Genomic DNA, 17,284 nt, shown 5'->3' with positions numbered 1-17,284 from the left:
ATCGATTTAACCTAAATAAAAATAGATTATCTATAACCAAATAAAAATAAGGTCATTTTTTTATTAAAATTATAAAGTTCAGTATATTATGATTGTGTTAATAATTTAATACAATACATATTAATCACATATGTTATTTTAATATCAAGTAAATAAACTAGCTAAAATTACTCAGCTAGTTTATTTTTAATACAAATTAATTTCTCAGATCTTATTATTATTTTTAATGGAAGAGGTTTGTTTTTAACTAAATCCCATTCTTCCTTAGACATATCCCACATTATTTGATAATCTTTTTCATCTTCTATAGGCTTCGTGAATTTAAGATATGCTTGTGTTCTAAATAAAGTCTCACTAGTAAAAACAACCCAGCAGTTGAAAGTATTTATATCCTCATCATCATCATCAATTTCTATATAATGAGATCTGATTCCGATAGCTGTAATGTTATCCTCAATTTCATAGTTAAAAGTAATTCTACATCCCCAGTTAATAGCTTCTAATATAGAATTTCCCACTTTCCTAGCTTTTGAAATATTTTTACAACCTGTAAGTTTCATAGCACAAAGTGTTGGTGGTGTATCGAATATAACATCTTTATGCCCAATAGCATCAATACTTCCCTCCTCTATAATTACTATGTTATTACATAACTGATATGCTTCTTCCATGTTATGTGTTACAAAAATTGAAGTACCCTTGAATTCTAAAAGATCCTCTTTAAGTTGCATAACCATAGTATTTTTAAGATGCTCGTCCAGTGCCGAAAAAGGTTCATCAAGCAGTAATATTTCAGGTTCAACAACGAGAGCTCTTGCAAGTGCGACCCTTTGCTTTTGTCCACCTGATAACTCATATGGAAATCTTTTTTCCATACCACTTAGTTGTAAATCTAGAATTTTCTTATTAATTTTATAAGTCCTATCATCTTTAGAAATATCTTTAGACAGTCCGAAAGCAATGTTTTGCTCTACCGTCATATTAGGAAATAACGCATAGTTCTGAAAAAGAAAACCTACTTTCCTTTCTCTAATGGGAATATCAATATTATTTTGCGAATCAAATAACACTCGACCGTTTAATACTATTTTACCTCTATCCGGGGTAACAATTCCTGCTATACAACTTAGTGTCATACTTTTCCCTGATCCAGATGCGCCTAAAAATCCTAAAATATCATTATCCGCTTTAAAATCAACTTTAAGCTCAAAGCCGGGTAATTTCTTTTCAATATGTACTTCGAGTCCCACGATCATTTCCTCCTTGCAGAAGAGACTAAAAAGGATTGCTTTTCAGCCCATTTATCACTAGCTACCATGACTGTTAATGATATTATAAATATTAGTATAACCCATTTGACAGCATTACCGTTTTCTCCAGCTATCACAGCAAAATATATTGCAATAGGAATGGTCTCCGTTTTACCAGGAATGCTACCAGCAATCATCATTGTAGCTCCAAATTCTCCTAAAGCCCTTGCAAAGGATAATACTGTACCAGCCGCAATTCCAGGCCAAGCCATCGGAACTGCTACCGTCCAAAATATTTTCCACTCAGACGCTCCAAGAGTTCTAGCAGCATTAAGAACATTAACATCAATTTGACGAAAAGCCCCTACACACGTCCTATACATTAGCGGAAAAGCAACTACAGTTGCAGCTATAACTGTAGCAGCCCATGTGAATATTAATGTAATTCCAAATCCATTAAGGAATTTACCAATAGGAAAATTCTTCCCTATTATTATAAGTAATATAAAACCCAAAACTGTTGGAGGAAGTACCATCGGTAATGTCAGAATTCCGTCTAGGATTCCTCTGGCGCGTCCTTTGTAGCTAGCCATAAACCAGGCTGCGTAAATTCCGATAAAAAAAACTATAAAAGTGGCTGTAAAAGCTGTTTTTAGGGAAATCCACAATGGTGAAAATTCTGACATACTATTCAACTCCTAACTATTTTAAAAGAGAATCAAAACCATACTTTATAAAAATTTCTTTTGCTTTATCACTCGATAAAAATTTTAAAAATATCTTAGTACCCTCTACATTTTTACTAGCTTTAATTACAGCTGCTGGATAAACCACTGGAGTTTTGTATAAATCATCACCAGCAATAGAAGCTACCTTTACTTTATCAGAAGTTTTAGCATCAGTACCATATACTACTCCCGTATCTACATTTCCGGTTTCGACCCAAGTCAAAACCTCCTTAACATCTTTTGCGTAAACCGCTTTTGACTTAACTTTGTCAAGAATATTTAATGATTTAAATACTTCTTCTGAGTATTGACCTACAGGAACTGTTTTTGGCTCTCCTAAAGCAATTTTTTCAACTTTGTCATCTGCTGCATCCTTGAAATCACTAATATTAAGTATAGAATCACTCTTAACTATAAGCACTACACTATTTCCTACTAAGTTCACATTGGTATCGTCCATTAGTAGTCCTTTTTCCTTTAGTGCAACCATCTGTTTTGTACCCGCAGAAAAAAACAGATCCACATCGGCACCTTGTTCTATTTGTTTCTGAAGTGTCCCTGACCCAGCAATATTATAATTTAATGTAACATTAGGTTTTTCTACTTTATAAATGGTTTTTATTTCAGCCATAACCTCTGTTAAACTTGCAGCCGCAGAAATCGTCAATGTTACTGGTGTTTGAGTATCTACTGCTTCAGAAGGTTTAGTCACCTTACTGCAACCAGTCATTAATAACATAATGATAACTAATAACCTAAGTATTAGTGAATTCACCTTATTTTTCATTTTTTATTCCTCCTATATACTATAACCTTATGGTCAATAATCCATATTTTAATTATATTTTATACTTAAATCATCTCAAAAGTCAATAAATGTAGATTTATTATTGTTTAAATTTTTAGAAATTATTGATACAATTAGAATAAAATAATTAAATAAATAGACTAATTGTACAAGGAGGATTTAACATATGAATATAGATACATATAAAGATTTACTAGAGGAAGTTGACGCTGGCAAAAATGCTGTAATTATTACAATACTTTCCACCAAAAATCGTGAAAATAATCTACAGAACAAAACACTTTATACTGAAGAAAATCTGAACGCTCACATATATGATTTAGATGATTTACTTTACCAAAAGGCTAAATATTCTTTAGAAACAGGAATTCTTCAATTTGTTGAAACTTCTGAAAATGAAAAATATTTAATTGAACCATATTTTCCTGAACCAAGATTAATAATTTTAGGTGGTGGACATATTGCTAAGCCCTTAGCTGAATTTGCTTCAAAGGCAGGTTTTTCAGTTACAGTTATCGATGACAGACCATCCTTTGCTAATAGAATGCGTTTTCCAACTGCTAAAAAGGTGATTTGTGAGAACTTTGATCACTGTTTCGATTTAATTAATTTAAACAAATCTGCCTACGTTGTTATTGTAACTAGAGGTCATAGACATGATATGGATTGCCTTAGACAAGTTCTAAACCATAATACTGCATATATTGGAATGATTGGCTCAAAACGCAGAGTTAAAGGTGTTATGGAGCAAATGACTAGTGAAGGGTATCCTAAAGAAGAATTAAACAAAGTAAACGCCCCTATTGGCCTTGAAATAGGTGCCGTTACACCAGATGAAATAGCATTTTCAATTATGGCGGAGGTAATAAGCTATAGAAGACTAGGTGCTATAAAAAATATTATTACTAAACCTTCTAAAACCAATTGGCCCGAATTTGACCATGATGTATTATTAGATTTATGTAAAGAAGAGGATTCTCCAAAAGCAATTATAACAATTATTTCTACAAAAGGTTCAGTTCCAAGAAACGCAGGAGCTAAAATGCTTGTATGGCCTTACGGGAAGATTTTAGGTAGTATCGGAGGGGGCTGTAGTGAAGGCGAGGTAATCAATACTGCTCGTGATTTACTGAAAAATGGAGGATACAAACTTCAAACCATAGACATGACCGGTAACATTGCTGAAGATGAAGGCATGGTATGTGGAGGAATCATGGACGTAATAATTGAATCATTTTGATAATAATGATTTAATTTAGGTTTATTTTTAATAAAGATAAAGTGAATGTGAGGAAATCCTCTCATTCACTTTATTTTTATTTTATTTGCAAGATTTTCACACTATCTTACCACAACTGAAACTCCATCTGGAATTACTGTTATTGTTGCATCTCGTCCCTTAATCTCCAAAGCTCTTTCAAGTGCTTCTTCAAAGGTAAACGCATGTTGCATATGCATTTTCTTTATCATTTCGGGATCACACATATCTGTAACAAAAATCACTATAAACTTATCAAGTATCCGCGCAAGTATCTGAAATTCCCACTGATCTGGTGCAGTCTCATTTCTTCCTACTTTAATTACCCTATCAAGAACTTCTCTTGGACTACTTGCATTTGCAATATTGTCATAGAAGGACTGACCACCATGTCCATCATTACAAGCAGACACCATAATTATTACTGCATTTTCCTTGCAAGTTGCCTCTGCTGCAGTCATCCCTTTTACAGACTGATATATATTTTGATCTAGCGGATATCCGCCATTAGTCGATATAGCAATATCTGCTTTAACAGCTTTTACAGAAGCAAGTTCCATCACAAATTCACATCCGCTAGCATGTGCAAGTTCACTATCTCCTGCAAATGCATTTATAACATTCTTTTCACTATCAATAACAACATTTAATATGAAAGCGAGCTTCGCCTTTTTAGCAGCGTATAACATATCTCTATGAATCGGATTATTTTCAAGAACCCCAGAGCGAGCATATTCGCTCGCAATAAATTCAGAGCAATGATTTGCCATAACTGTTTTTGCTGATGCTACTCCTGGTAGAACACTCTTACGCCCACCAGAAAATCCTGCAAAGAAGTGCGGCTCTATAAACCCTTCTGAAATTAAAAGTTCTGTTTCCATTGCTAGTTTGTTTAAAAGTAATTCTCCGCCCGAGGGGAGAGTTCCTACACTTATCATACTGCTATAATCCTCTGATACATGATTTATTATAACTTCATTATCTACAATTTTCTGACCAAATTTACTTATCATTTCTTCCTTTGTAGTAGGCCTATGAAAACCAGTAGCAATTAATATTGTTATTTTAATTCCTGGATTTACACATCTAATTCTGCTAAGAAGTATTGGAAGTGTTACTTTACTAGGTACTGGTCTTGTGTGGTCACTAGTTATTAATACCATGTTTCTTTTACCCTTAACTAGCTCTTCAAGCTTTGGACTTCCAATAGGACTATCCAGTGCCTTATTTACTATTTCCTCCTGAGTGCCTTCTGCACTATATGCATGGGCTTTCGATTCGAGTATTGATACCAAATTTTTATCTGGTATTTCAATTTCTAAAAACCGTTTAGAATATGGTATTTTTATTTTAGTCATAAATATTCCTCCCTAAATTGTGAAATATTTTGCTCCAAAGAAAACAATTAATCCTAAAATTGCTACATATGCCAAACAGAATTTTAAGGTTGCCTTTAATATCTTACCTTCAGCTCCTACAATTCCAGTTGCAGCTGTGGCAACAGCAATACTTTGAGGTGAAATCATTTTACCTGCGGTAGCTCCACCAGTATTGGCAGCCGCTAGCCAATAAGGACTCATGTGTAAATTTTTTGCAACTTCAACTTGAAGTGGTCCGAAAAGTACATTAGATGATGTATCACTACCAGTTACAAATGTACCTAGTGCACCTATAATCGGAGCAATTAACGGATAAAATCTTCCAGTTCCTGCAACTAATACCACAGCAATAGATGTTATCATTCCGCTATAGCTCATTACCTTTGCAAGTGCTACTATCGCAATTATTGTAATTGCCGTTTTACTCATTTGCTTGCAAGTATCCGTAAATACTTTTATTATTTCTTTAAACTTAGCTCCTTGAATAATCCCCCCTATAAATGTGGCAAGAATTATAAGTGTACCAGGATTAGCAATCCAGGTAAAGGTACTAAGTTTAGCATGTGGTCCAGTAAATATTTGAACAGACGTTTTTATAGATGATAATGGTTTATTAATCGCTGGAACAAGTGAGCTTGTAATTAATATAAAAGTTAGAATTAATATAAATGGTACCCAAGCTATTAACGCTTGTTTTAAAGATACCTCAACCTTATCTTTTGCTGCAGTTTTCTTATAAAATATTTTAGCTATTATAACCGTTACAATAATACATAATATTGAACCTATTAGTGCTGGAAGTTCAGGTCCAACATATTTTGCAATTAAAAGTTCTGGCAATGCAAAAGCTAGCCCCGATGCAAGAGAAATAAAAACAACTCCTTTTATTGCCTTTACACTTTTACCTGTAAGCATTACTAAAGCTAATGGTACAATTACAATTAATGCAAATAATTGAATTCCAACTGCATAACCCAAAATTACAGGATCAATTCCTGCCACCTTTGCCAATGTTATTACAGGTAGACCTATGGCACCAAAAGCTGTTGGCGTTGTATTTGCAATAAGACATATTATTGCCGCAAATACTGGATTAAAGCCAAGTGCGGCTAAAATACTTGCGGGTATCGCAACTGCTGTACCAAAACCTGCAATTGCTTCAAGAAACCCACCAAAACCCCAGGCAACTATTAAAACTAGTATTCTCCTATCAGTTGTTATTCCTGTCATCATATCCTTTATTACATCCATACTTTTTGTATGAATAGAAAGGTTGTAAGTAAATACCGCTGCTATTATTACAACAATTATTGGCCATATTGCCATTGCTGCACCATCTAGCGCTGCTGTAAAAGTTTGACCAATTGGCATCTTCCAAACTAAGGTTGCAAGTACCAAAGTAATTACAAGTGTAATTGAACAGGTTTTATGTCCTGGCATTTTAAGGACACCTAGTGACACCATAAGCCATACAATTGGGATAAGTGCTATGAAAAATAATAAATAATCGCTCATCTTTTATTTCCTCCTATATTTAGCGATATGAGTCGTATAGTGAAATCGACTACATATAACTATTATTTATTCGCCAACCTCTTTTAAAGACATTGGCGGTATAATTTGTACTACTGACAAACTTTTCCTGGATTTAATATATTTTTAGGATCAAATGCTAATTTTATATTTTTCATAAGATCTACATATACTGGCCCTAATTGTTCCAGCATATATGCTTTTTTAGCAAATCCGATTCCATGTTCACCGGATACTAAGCCTTTTAAATCCCTTGATTTACTATACATTGCTTCAAATACTACTTCAATTTTCTTTTCCCATGCACTGTCAGTTAGCTCATCTTTTAATACATATACATGTAAATTACCATCACCTGCATGTCCAAAGCTTCTTATTCTTACATCAAACTGCTTTTGAAGTTCATTATTATACTTAATAAACTCTGCAACTTTATCTCTTGGAACGACAACATCGCATTCATCCATATCTGTTGTTGTTGCTTTAACTGCTTCAAGGAAAGCTCCTCTAGCAGACCAAACAGCTTCTTTTCGCTCATCTGTATCAGTTATAAATACATCAAGAGCACCCTCTTCTAGGCAAATATTAGCTACACCTTCATAAGCTCTTTCTATTTCTTCTATGTTATTACCATCAAAAGTTAATAAAAGATATGCATCTGATGAATTATCAGGGAATTTCTTTCCTAGGAATTCTTCAGCAGCAATAATAACTTCTCTTTGCATAAATTCTATAGCCGTTGGCGCAGCTTTTGATTTAACTATTAAAGGCACTGTATTTATTGCCATATCAAGATCTGGAAAAGGTATTAAAAGTGATACCGCTTTTTTAGGTAGTGGTAATAGTCTTAATATAATCTTTGTTATTATTCCAAGTGTTCCTTCTGCCCCACAAATCATGTCTTTTATGCTGTAGCCAGTAGAATTCTTAACTACTTTGCCTCCGACTTCAAGTATTTCTCCACTTGGAAGCACTACTTCAAGTCCTCTTATATAATCTCTAGTAACTCCATATTTAACGGCCCTCATTCCACCTGCATTGGTGCTTATGTTACCACCAATTGTAGCAGATTTCTCACCTGGATCTGGTGGATAAAACAAATCATGTTCTTCCACAAATTTACTTATTTCCATTAAAAGTACACCTGGTTCAAGAGTTAGCATCAAATTTTCTTCATCTATCTCAATTATTTTATTCATTTTAGACATATTTATCATAATTCCACCACAAACTGGAACTGATGCTCCTACAAGTCCTGTTCCTGAACCTCTTGCTACAACAGGAATCATATTTTCATTTGCATATTTCATAATTTTCGCCACTTCCGTAGTTTCAAGAACCTCAACTAATACGTCTGGCATTTTGCTTATTCCACCCATCTCATCATGGCTGAAATCATCATTTATTTGGTCATCTGTAAACACTCTATCACTACCTAATATAGACACTAAAAATTCTATATCCGTAGCATCAAGCTTTTTATATCCCATAATATTGCCTCCTTGATTCTTAATTTAGCATAGTTACTAACTTTAGTGTAAACACTAATTTCCTAATATCTTTAACTGTTTACTAAAAGTTACTAACACAAGATTCTGCTCCACCATTTTTAATATTTTCAATTAACTGAGGAACTATTTCATAAATATCTCCTACTACCCCATAATGAGCTACATTAAATATCGAAGCATTTGCATCAGTATTTATTGCAAATATACGCTCTGAACTATTCATTCCAGCCGTAAATTGAACTGCTCCAGAAATTCCAAGAGCTATTATAAGTTTTGGTTTAACTGTTCTACCAGAAAGACCTATTTGTTTCTTAGCATCAATCCAACCTGTTTCAATTAATCGTCTTGTCCCAGCTATTTGAGCACCAAGAAGATCCGCAAGTTCCTGAATCATAGCCATGTCTTTTTCTGACTTTAATGCTCTACCAACTGCAATGATTACCTCTGCGTCTGAGATGTTTTCTTCTATTTCTTTTTCTGTTACTTTTAATACTTTTATATTAGAAACTAATTTTTCTCTATCTATTTCACAAATTGTAATTTTGCCTTTTGGAGCGCAAAGTTTTTCAGGAGCATTCATAACCTTATATCTTACTGTTGACATCTGTGGCCTAGTATTCGGACATAAAATTTGAGCCATAATGTTACCACCAAAAGCAGGTCTTATTTGTACAAGATCTGTGTTTCTCTTTATTTTAAGCTTTGTACAATCAGCTGTTAGTCCTGTTCTAAACCTTGCCGCTACTCTAGGTGCAAGAGATCTACCTATCGATGTAGCTCCAACAAGTATTGATGATGGCTTTACCTTATTTACAAAATCCTCAAAGGCAGCGGTATAAGGTTCTATCCTAAAATCCTTAAGTTCGTTGTAATCATAAACAAAGACCTCATCAACGCCATAAAGAAGTAATTCTTTAGCTTTTTGCTTTATATTGTGACCAATAAATACACAATATACTGGAAAATCAACAACGCTTGCAAGCTCTCTAGCTTTTCCTATAAGTTCCATTGTTACAGGATGTATAATTCCATCAACATGGTCCACATATACCGCTATACCCTTCCACAAACTCTTATCTATTTTTGGTTCCTCTGTTTCAACAAATTCCATTACTCCATTTGGTCCTTTTGTAACACAAATCTTACACATTTTGCACCCTGCATTAACTTCTATTTTTTCATTAACATATTCAATGGAACCAAAAGGACAAACCTTTATTAATTCTTGAATATTGGAATCGTTTACTTTTGCCTGATTACAAATTAACTTACCCATGAATATACCACCCTTCTTTATACAAATTTTAATTCTTTAAGTTTTGTAGCTATTTTAAGACTAAGTTCTGCACCATTGCCTGTCCATGTTTCTCTATCATTGTTTACATCTGGTGGAAATATTCTTTCAACCTGAGTTGGTGAACCATTAAGTCCATATTTCTTTTCGTTCTTATCTTCAAAATCATTTAATGTTATCACTTTAATTTCTCTATCTTTTGTAGCTATTTTTGCCCTGTATGATGGAAGCCTTGGTTGATATATATCTTTATCTACAGTTAAAAGACATGGAAACTTAATTTCAGCTATTTCAATCGTATTTGCCATATCCATTTCCACAATAACTGATCTTTCCTTTATTTCTTCTATTTTTAAAACGTTTGCAATGTGTGGAATACCTAGGTATTCAGCCATTTCTGGTCCTACTTGAGCAGTGTCTCCATCAGTTGTCTGTTTTCCACATAATATGAGATCAAATGTACCCATTTGCTTTACGCCTTGTGAAAGTGTATAAGAAGTAGCAAGTACATCTGCTCCTGCAAATTTTCTATCACTTACAAGTGCACCTTCATCTGCACCCATCATATACGCTTCTCGAATTACATCTTTTGCCTGTGGTGGTCCCATTGTTATAACCTTAATTACTCCGCCCTCTTGTTCTTTAATTTTAAGTGCAGTTTCAAGAGCAAATAAATCAAAAGGATTCATTTTCGAATCTATGCCATCTCTTTTTAAAACACCTGTAACTGGATCTACTTCAACATTTGAAGTTCCTGGAACTTGTTTTATACAAACTAATATATCCATATATATTCCTCCAATCTTTATATTAAAAGTCTAACAAATCATGTATGGTAGTATGGTCCGACCACCTTATAAATTAATAATATCACACTATTTTAAATATTTCTACAATAGTTAAAAAGTTAACAATAAGAATTATTTAATTCAAAAAGATGAAGGTAAGAATAATAAATATTATTCTTACCTTCATTTTTCATAGAGTTAAATATTTTAAGGCCATTTATGTATCTAGTATATTAAAGCATTTCATTTTCTTCAATATACAGCTTTGCAAAATCTAAATGTTCCGCCATTGCTTGCCTTGCAGCTATTGAACTATGTTTTTCTATAGCTAAATATATGTTCTTGTGTTGATCAAACAATATTTTCTTATTTTTTTCTTGGACTAGTATTAATTTTCTTGCATCCACAATAAAATGATCTACAAGCGTTGACACTGTTTTAAGAATATTAAATATTAAAATATTCCCTGAACATTCTGCAATTTTATAATGAAACTCTTTGTCAATATCAGCAGTAATGTCCTCTTCCACAGAATTCATAAATCTTTTAGTGATTTCTTTTAATTCTTGTAGCTTTTCATCCGTTATTCTCTGGGCAGCAAGGCCTGACGCCTCAACTTCCATGATCTTTCTAAGTTCCCATATATCATCTTGATTACTTTCCTCTAACATAAACATAATTGAAAGTGGTTCAAATAGATTATCTTGAAAACTTGCCTTTATATAGTTACCTTCCCCTTGTCTACAATCTATAAGACCAATAACTTCTAATGCCCTAAGTGCTTCACGAATAGAAGTTCTACTTATCTGTAATTGTTCTACTAAAGCCCTCTCTGATGGAAGCTTATCGCCTTTCTTAAGAATACCTTTATCGATCATATCTTTAATTTGAAATATTACCTGTTCATAAACTTTTGTAGTCTTTATTGGACTAAACATCTTGCGGCCCCCACTTCTAGTAAAATTTAAATTCCTTACATTATATTATAACATAACAATTAAAATTTACTTGTGGAAAATTCACTTGTGGAAAATTTAATTATTGCATCACTTAGGTCCATTTCCCATTTTCTACAGCTAAGAATATGATTTCCCCCTTCAATATCTACAAAATTCACTTTTCCTCCATATATATCTTTGTATTTTTTCGATAGTTCATTTGGAACTACTTCATCCTTTGTACCATGAACTATTAAAACATCGCCTATAAATCCCTTTGATCTCTCATATGGATCTATTGTCTTCATTTCATCAAAGGCATCCCTTGAAAAAAGTAAACCATTAATATCTGCAATCCTATTCCCATTCTCAAAATAATCACTCATAATTTGTTCAGTGTTTGCTGCTGGAGATATAAGACATAGACACTTTACATCATCTTTAAGTTCACTCGCAACAATCCCTGCAATCATTCCACCCATACTAGAGCCAATTAACCCTATCCTATCTAAGTCAATATTAGGAATTAACTTTCCATATTCGACTATATTAATTGCATCTTTTATTTCAACAATAGGAGTCATATTCTCGAATTTACCATCACTTTCTCCTGAATTTCCAAAGTCCATTCTTAGTGACGCAATTCCTAACGTTTCAAGTCTTTTAGACAGCCTAACATAATAAAAATGGTCTTCCATTTTATTACTTGTAAAGCCATGAAACATACATAATAGCGGTACTTTGCCTGTAACTGCATCTGGCATTTGAAGATATCCCCTTAAAATCAATCCATTACTTTCAAATTCAACATGTTTTTTCATAATTAATACATCATATCATTTAGTCTAAATACTGAATGATTATTTGTATGTAAAATCAAGTAATCATCTCCTATCACAATATTCTTACTGATTATAGTATGTGTCTTTACACTAAAAACATACAACTATTTTTGTCTAAAGCCAAGGGCTATCCATCTCCAACCCATGAAGATGGGAGGATTCCGCCTATTTACATTTGCTGTATCAATAAATGTTTTCACCTTTGTTTCCTTCTTATAGTAACTTACTTTTAAGTAGTACAATCCTTACTGGATAATATGCTACTAGTAGTATAAACAAAAATGGTACTTCTAAGAATATATACGCCGCACCATATATCACACAAAAACTTCCATCAAATATAGTTAATTTTCTTTCATTAACAGTACCATATTTTTTCTTAGCATTTTCATAAGAAACTAATTTACCAGGATACTTATTATAAATCATTGCGTATACTCCAACTGCCACAACTAATATTCCAAAAAATGTATTTGATATTGCCATAATTAATTCTCCTTAACAAATCTACTGTATTATTTAGTTTCAAATCTTGTTTTCTAAATTTTAAACTTTTCAATTATGCCCGTAAGTTCCTGTACTAATTCAGTTTGAATTTGAGATGATTTTGAAATATCATTCATTGAATTTGCAACTTCAGCAACATTGCTAGAAATTTCTTCAGAACCGGCAGTTATTTCTTCTAGAGTAGCTGCTATTGTATCAATAGCACTACTGACCTGATTAATCGACGGAGATACTTCCTGTGTATTTTTCGCAATAGTACTAGATAATTGACTTATTACATTAGCATCTTTTTTGTATTGATATCCAGTTTCTAAATAATCATTAAAAGTTTTTGCTATACTTTCATCAATAAATGCTAATATATCATTTGACTCGTCTGATAGGTTTTTAAAAGCACTTTGAACCTTTGTTATTACTTCTTGAATACTTTTAACTGTTAATGTAGATTTTTCTGCAAGTTTCCTTACTTCCTCTGCAACAACCGAAAATCCTCTACCTTGTTCCCCTGCTCTTGCTGCTTCAATTGCTGCATTAAGTGAAAGTAAATTAGTTTGACTAGCAATTTGTGATATTACTTCTGCCATGCTTTTAATTTCTTCAACTACTTTTCCTTCATTTATAGCATTTATTATTTTAGAATGTTTCTCCACATATATTTCTCTTGCATGTTTTATTGCAGCTTGTGATTGTATATTAATTTTTTTTGCTCTTTCTTCAATTTCATGTGACTCATCATTAGCTATTTTAGATTTTTTTGCAATTTCTATTATGGATTTCTCTATTTCTTCACCCGAACCACTCACCTCCTGTGTTGAGGTGCTTGTACTCGACATGCCTTCAGTGATTTGAAACACAGACGAATTAATATTCATAACTTTATCAGATATTTCTCCACTTGCCATAGATAATTCTTCACTAGATAATGAAAGTTGTTTAATTATATCATTTAATTTTTTCACCAACACTAATGTATTCTGTGAAGCAATGTTAAGAGCCTCCCCTAATACACCAAATTCATCTTTAGATTTAATTTTAATCTTCCCTGCTAAATTCCCTTCTGAGAGTGACTTAGCAAAATCCACCCCTCTTTTTAAAGATTTTGTTATGTAATTACTTAGAATAATCCCGAGTCCAATAGCTATAATAAGTGCCCCTACTATAAGTGCAACCATAAGCTGATACCAATTTCTAAATGCTTTATTGCTCTCTATATTAACTTTATCTGCAATATCTATATTCTGATTTATCATATCATCAACATTTTTTAATGTGACTATTCGCGCCTCTTCAACTTTCCCAAATAAAAATGTAGCTTCATCTAGTCTACCTGTTACCAATAAATTTAAAATATTTGCTCTTGTATTACTAAAATTCTCATTATCTAATTCATATTTTTCTACTAAAGATATTTGCTCTACTGTAAGTTCAGTAGCTTTATATTTTTCGATGAGTTTTAAATTTTGATAAACAAGATCTTTTATTTTTTTTGCAATAGATTTCATTTCATTTTTATCTGTTACGTGAAGTGCATATAATAAATCCGCACGTCCTTCCATTTCATTTTTAGAAACGCTTCCCAAATAGTTAATAGGTAACAATCTATTTTTATACATAGATACCATTTCACCATTTATTTTTTTCATGTTATCAATTGCATTAAAGCCTACTATTCCTACAAAAAGTGAAATAATAGTAAAACTAACTATCAATTTTGTCTTAATTTTTAAGTTTGTTATTAAATTCATTATAACACCTCTCAATGAAAATTATTCATATGATTATATTAAATAAAGAGAGGTCGCGTAAATCTCATACAACCCCTCCTCTTTTAACTATATTTTAATTTAAGTCGTTTTTGATTTTGAGTATACATCAAATGCTACAGCAAATAATAGTACCAATCCCTTTATCGTCTGTTGCCAATCAATTCCTACTCCAATTAGTGACATTCCGTTATTCATAACTCCCATGAATAGGCCCCCAATTATTGCTCCCATAACTGTTCCAATACCACCTGCTGTTGAAGCTCCTCCTATAAAACATGCCGCAATAGCATCAAGTTCAAACCCAACTCCGGCATTCGGCGTTGCAGAATTTAATCTTGCCGCAAATACAAGTCCAGCAAGGGCAGATAAAACCCCCATATTAACAAAAACCAAGAATACAACCCATTTTGTTTTTACTCCAGAAAGCCTTGCAGCTTTTTCATTTCCTCCAAGTGCATAAATATGTCTCCCAAACGTAGTTTTCGTAGTTATAAAAGTATAAAAAGCCACTAGAACACCTAATAATACTAAAACATTAGGTAATCCTTTATAACTAGCCATTACATAACAAAATGAATTTATAAGAGCTACAATTACAACCAATTTAATAATTAAAAATACTGGTTTCACAACCTCAAAGTTGTATTTTTTCTGATTAGCTCTTTTTTTCATTTCAAGTATTACAAATAAAATAGTCAAGATTACCCCAATAACAATAGTTGTAATATGAATCCCATTACCATTAAAGAAGTCCGGTATAAAACCAGTACTCATAAGTTGAAACGATTTAGGGAAAGGTGCAATTGAAGTTCCGTTTAATGAAACATAGGTTAGACCCCTAAATAGCATCATTCCTGCAAGTGTAGTTATAAATGCCGGTATTTTTACATAAGCAATCCAATACCCTTGCCAAGCTCCTATAATAGCCCCGATTAATAATGTAATTCCTATTCCAAGTGGAACTGGCATATTATTATTAATTATCATTATTCCAGCAAACGCTCCAATTACAGCTGCTATTGAGCCTACTGATAAATCAATATGAAAAGCAACTATAACAAGTAGCATACCTATTGCAAGTATTAATATATAACTATTTTGTAATATTAAATTTGTTATATTTAAAGGCTTTAACAAAATACCCTCTGATGCAATTTGAAAGTATATCATAATTCCTACTAATGCAATTATCATACTATATTTGCTAACATTATCCTTAAATGCTTTTATTATAGTTCCCATTATTCTACCTCCTGTCCTTGTGTTATAATCATTTTCATTATTTTTTCTTGTGTTGCTTCCTTAGCACTGAGCTCTCCTATTATCTTTCCTTCATTCATAACATAAATCCTATCACACATACCTAAAAGTTCAGGAAGCTCTGAAGAAATAACCAATACTCCTTTTCCTTGATCTGCTAAATCATTAATTATAGTATATATTTCATATTTTGCTCCAACATCAATACCTCTGGTCGGCTCATCCATAATTAATATATCTGGCTCTGTAAAAATCCACTTCCCTAAAATAACTTTCTGCTGATTTCCACCACTTAAATTACCCGTCTTTTGTAATATCCCAGAACATTTTATGTTTAGTTTTCTGCGTAACTCTTCAGTATGAACAATCTCTTCGTTTTCATTTATTATTCCATACTTTGATATTCTTTTTAAATTAGCTAGGGTTGTATTCCCTTTTATGTGATCTATTAAAATTAATCCATAGGCCTTCCTATCCTCTGTTACATAAGCCAAACCATTTTCAATAGCCTTGTTAACATTATTCAAGTGTATTTCTTTACCATCTTTAAATATTTGTCCACTTATTCTTTTACCGTAGGACTTACCAAAAATACTCATAGCAAGTTCTGTTCTACCTGCTCCCATAAGCCCAGCAATCCCAACAACTTCACCCTTACGAATATTTATATTTACATTATCGCTAACTTTTAAATCTCTAATAACGTGATGATATGCATTCCAATTTTTCACTTCAAATATAACTTCGGAAATATTAGGTTCTCGAGTTGGATAACGATTTACGAGTTCTCTTCCTACCATACCTTTGATTATTCTATCTTCTGTTATGTTATCTTTTTTAGTATCTAATGTTTCAATTGCTGCACCATCACGTAATATAGTAATGGAATCCGCAACCTTTGAAATTTCATTCAATTTATGAGAAATAAGTATAGCTGTAATTCCATGATTTTTAAGACCCACAATAAGGTTAAGTAAATTATCACTATCGGCTTCATTTAATGCTGCTGTAGGTTCATCTAAAATTAATAAACTAACTTCTTTAGATAAGGCCTTGGCGATTTCAACCAATTGCTGTTTTCCAACACTAATATTTGCAATAAGAGTATTGGGCGATTCCTTTAGCCCTACTTTTTCAAGTAATTCTTTAGTAAATCTAATAGTTTCATTCCAATCAACAATACCATTTTTCTTTCTTTCATTTCCTAAGAATATATTTTCAGCAATTGACAAGAATGGAATTAATGCAAGTTCTTGATGAATAATTACTATTCCCAAATGCTCACTTTGCCTTATATCTTTAAATTCACATAAATTTCCTTCAAACAGAATCTCCCCAGAATAAGTTCCATGAGGATATACTCCACTTAAAACCTTCATTAGAGTTGATTTACCTGCACCATTTTCACCACACAATGCATGA

General features: G+C 32.6%; 15 protein-coding genes. 1 reads left to right on the top strand and 14 read right to left on the bottom strand.

What is annotated here, in order from left to right; all coding sequences use genetic code 11:
* Positions 1 to 167: 167 nt before the first annotated feature.
* From ACJAX4_RS07830 to modA, 3 genes are read right to left on the bottom strand one after another with little or no spacing between them, the layout of a single operon-like run.
* Entirely contained in the window at positions 168 to 1,250 is a 1,083-nt protein-coding gene (locus ACJAX4_RS07830) for a sulfate/molybdate ABC transporter ATP-binding protein (RefSeq protein WP_435788901.1), read from the bottom strand.
* Positions 1,251 to 1,252: 2 nt separating this feature from the next.
* Positions 1,253 to 1,936: a molybdate ABC transporter permease subunit gene (gene modB, locus ACJAX4_RS07825; protein WP_435788900.1), complete on the bottom strand. Its 684-nt coding sequence runs from the start codon at positions 1,934 to 1,936 to the stop codon at positions 1,253 to 1,255.
* A gap of 16 nt (positions 1,937 to 1,952) precedes the next feature.
* Positions 1,953 to 2,765: a molybdate ABC transporter substrate-binding protein gene (gene modA, locus ACJAX4_RS07820; protein ID WP_435788899.1), complete on the bottom strand. Its 813-nt coding sequence runs from the start codon at positions 2,763 to 2,765 to the stop codon at positions 1,953 to 1,955.
* Positions 2,766 to 2,952: 187 nt separating this feature from the next.
* On the opposite strand from modA, the gene ACJAX4_RS07815 reads away from it, so the two are divergent.
* The gene (locus tag ACJAX4_RS07815) at positions 2,953 to 4,026 is read left to right on the top strand and encodes an XdhC family protein (protein ID WP_435788898.1); all 1,074 of its coding nucleotides are present in this window, start codon (positions 2,953 to 2,955) and stop codon (positions 4,024 to 4,026) included.
* A 101-nt stretch (positions 4,027 to 4,127) separates the two neighbouring features.
* On the opposite strand, the gene larA is transcribed toward ACJAX4_RS07815, so the two are convergent.
* From larA to mmsA, 11 genes are all read right to left on the bottom strand, one after another.
* Positions 4,128 to 5,402 carry a nickel-dependent lactate racemase gene (gene larA, locus ACJAX4_RS07810; protein ID WP_435788897.1) on the bottom strand — a complete coding sequence of 425 codons (1,275 nt, stop codon included), beginning with the start codon at positions 5,400 to 5,402 and terminating at the stop codon, positions 4,128 to 4,130.
* 12 nt (positions 5,403 to 5,414) lie between these two features.
* The gene (locus ACJAX4_RS07805; protein ID WP_435788896.1) at positions 5,415 to 6,938 is read right to left on the bottom strand and encodes an L-lactate permease; all 1,524 of its coding nucleotides are present in this window, start codon (positions 6,936 to 6,938) and stop codon (positions 5,415 to 5,417) included.
* 110 nt (positions 6,939 to 7,048) lie between these two features.
* Positions 7,049 to 8,446 carry an FAD-binding oxidoreductase gene (locus tag ACJAX4_RS07800; RefSeq protein ID WP_435788895.1) on the bottom strand — a complete coding sequence of 466 codons (1,398 nt, stop codon included), beginning with the start codon at positions 8,444 to 8,446 and terminating at the stop codon, positions 7,049 to 7,051.
* 82 nt (positions 8,447 to 8,528) lie between these two features.
* Positions 8,529 to 9,743, bottom strand: coding sequence for an FAD-binding protein (locus tag ACJAX4_RS07795; RefSeq protein ID WP_435788894.1), 1,215 nt, complete (start codon positions 9,741 to 9,743; stop codon positions 8,529 to 8,531).
* Between the two features lie 17 nt (positions 9,744 to 9,760).
* Complete coding sequence (locus ACJAX4_RS07790) at positions 9,761 to 10,549, bottom strand: electron transfer flavoprotein subunit beta/FixA family protein (protein ID WP_435788893.1); 789 nt, start codon at positions 10,547 to 10,549, stop codon at positions 9,761 to 9,763.
* Positions 10,550 to 10,782: 233 nt separating this feature from the next.
* A complete protein-coding gene (locus ACJAX4_RS07785) occupies positions 10,783 to 11,487 on the bottom strand; it encodes a FadR/GntR family transcriptional regulator (protein WP_435788892.1) in 705 nt (234 codons plus the stop codon).
* 59 nt (positions 11,488 to 11,546) lie between these two features.
* Positions 11,547 to 12,308, bottom strand: a complete 762-nt coding sequence (locus tag ACJAX4_RS07780) for an alpha/beta hydrolase (RefSeq protein WP_435788891.1) — start codon at positions 12,306 to 12,308, stop codon at positions 11,547 to 11,549.
* A 234-nt stretch (positions 12,309 to 12,542) separates the two neighbouring features.
* Complete coding sequence (locus ACJAX4_RS07775; protein WP_435788890.1) at positions 12,543 to 12,815, bottom strand: hypothetical protein; 273 nt, start codon at positions 12,813 to 12,815, stop codon at positions 12,543 to 12,545.
* A gap of 53 nt (positions 12,816 to 12,868) precedes the next feature.
* On the bottom strand, positions 12,869 to 14,581 hold the full coding sequence (locus tag ACJAX4_RS07770; RefSeq protein ID WP_435788889.1) for a methyl-accepting chemotaxis protein: 1,713 nt from the start codon (positions 14,579 to 14,581) through the stop codon (positions 12,869 to 12,871).
* A 99-nt stretch (positions 14,582 to 14,680) separates the two neighbouring features.
* On the bottom strand, positions 14,681 to 15,844 hold the full coding sequence (mmsB, locus tag ACJAX4_RS07765) for a multiple monosaccharide ABC transporter permease (protein ID WP_435788888.1): 1,164 nt from the start codon (positions 15,842 to 15,844) through the stop codon (positions 14,681 to 14,683).
* A partial coding sequence (mmsA, locus tag ACJAX4_RS07760) for a multiple monosaccharide ABC transporter ATP-binding protein (RefSeq protein WP_435788887.1) occupies positions 15,844 to 17,284 on the bottom strand: 1,441 nt, incomplete at its 5' end. The genes mmsB and mmsA, both read right to left, overlap by 1 nt.

The sequence above is a fragment of the Clostridium sp. genome, assembly GCF_051278035.1.
Classification (GTDB): domain Bacteria; phylum Bacillota; class Clostridia; order Clostridiales; family Clostridiaceae; genus Clostridium_AD.
The sequence above is the reverse complement of the archived record's forward strand: the minus strand, read 5'-3'. Positions and strand labels throughout refer to the sequence as shown.

Coding starts and splice junctions, on each gene's coding strand:
- modB (WP_435788900.1), bottom strand. CDS start 1,936: ATGTCAGAATTTTCACCATTGTGGATTTCCCTAAAAACAGCTTTTACA.
- modA (WP_435788899.1), bottom strand. CDS start 2,765: ATGAAAAATAAGGTGAATTCACTAATACTTAGGTTATTAGTTATCATT.
- ACJAX4_RS07815 (WP_435788898.1), top strand. CDS start 2,953: ATGAATATAGATACATATAAAGATTTACTAGAGGAAGTTGACGCTGGC.
- larA (WP_435788897.1), bottom strand. CDS start 5,402: ATGACTAAAATAAAAATACCATATTCTAAACGGTTTTTAGAAATTGAA.
- ACJAX4_RS07805 (WP_435788896.1), bottom strand. CDS start 6,938: ATGAGCGATTATTTATTATTTTTCATAGCACTTATCCCAATTGTATGG.
- ACJAX4_RS07800 (WP_435788895.1), bottom strand. CDS start 8,446: ATGGGATATAAAAAGCTTGATGCTACGGATATAGAATTTTTAGTGTCT.
- ACJAX4_RS07795 (WP_435788894.1), bottom strand. CDS start 9,743: ATGGGTAAGTTAATTTGTAATCAGGCAAAAGTAAACGATTCCAATATT.
- ACJAX4_RS07790 (WP_435788893.1), bottom strand. CDS start 10,549: ATGGATATATTAGTTTGTATAAAACAAGTTCCAGGAACTTCAAATGTT.
- ACJAX4_RS07785 (WP_435788892.1), bottom strand. CDS start 11,487: ATGTTTAGTCCAATAAAGACTACAAAAGTTTATGAACAGGTAATATTT.
- ACJAX4_RS07780 (WP_435788891.1), bottom strand. CDS start 12,308: ATGAAAAAACATGTTGAATTTGAAAGTAATGGATTGATTTTAAGGGGA.
- ACJAX4_RS07775 (WP_435788890.1), bottom strand. CDS start 12,815: ATGGCAATATCAAATACATTTTTTGGAATATTAGTTGTGGCAGTTGGA.
- ACJAX4_RS07770 (WP_435788889.1), bottom strand. CDS start 14,581: ATGAATTTAATAACAAACTTAAAAATTAAGACAAAATTGATAGTTAGT.
- mmsB (WP_435788888.1), bottom strand. CDS start 15,844: ATGGGAACTATAATAAAAGCATTTAAGGATAATGTTAGCAAATATAGT.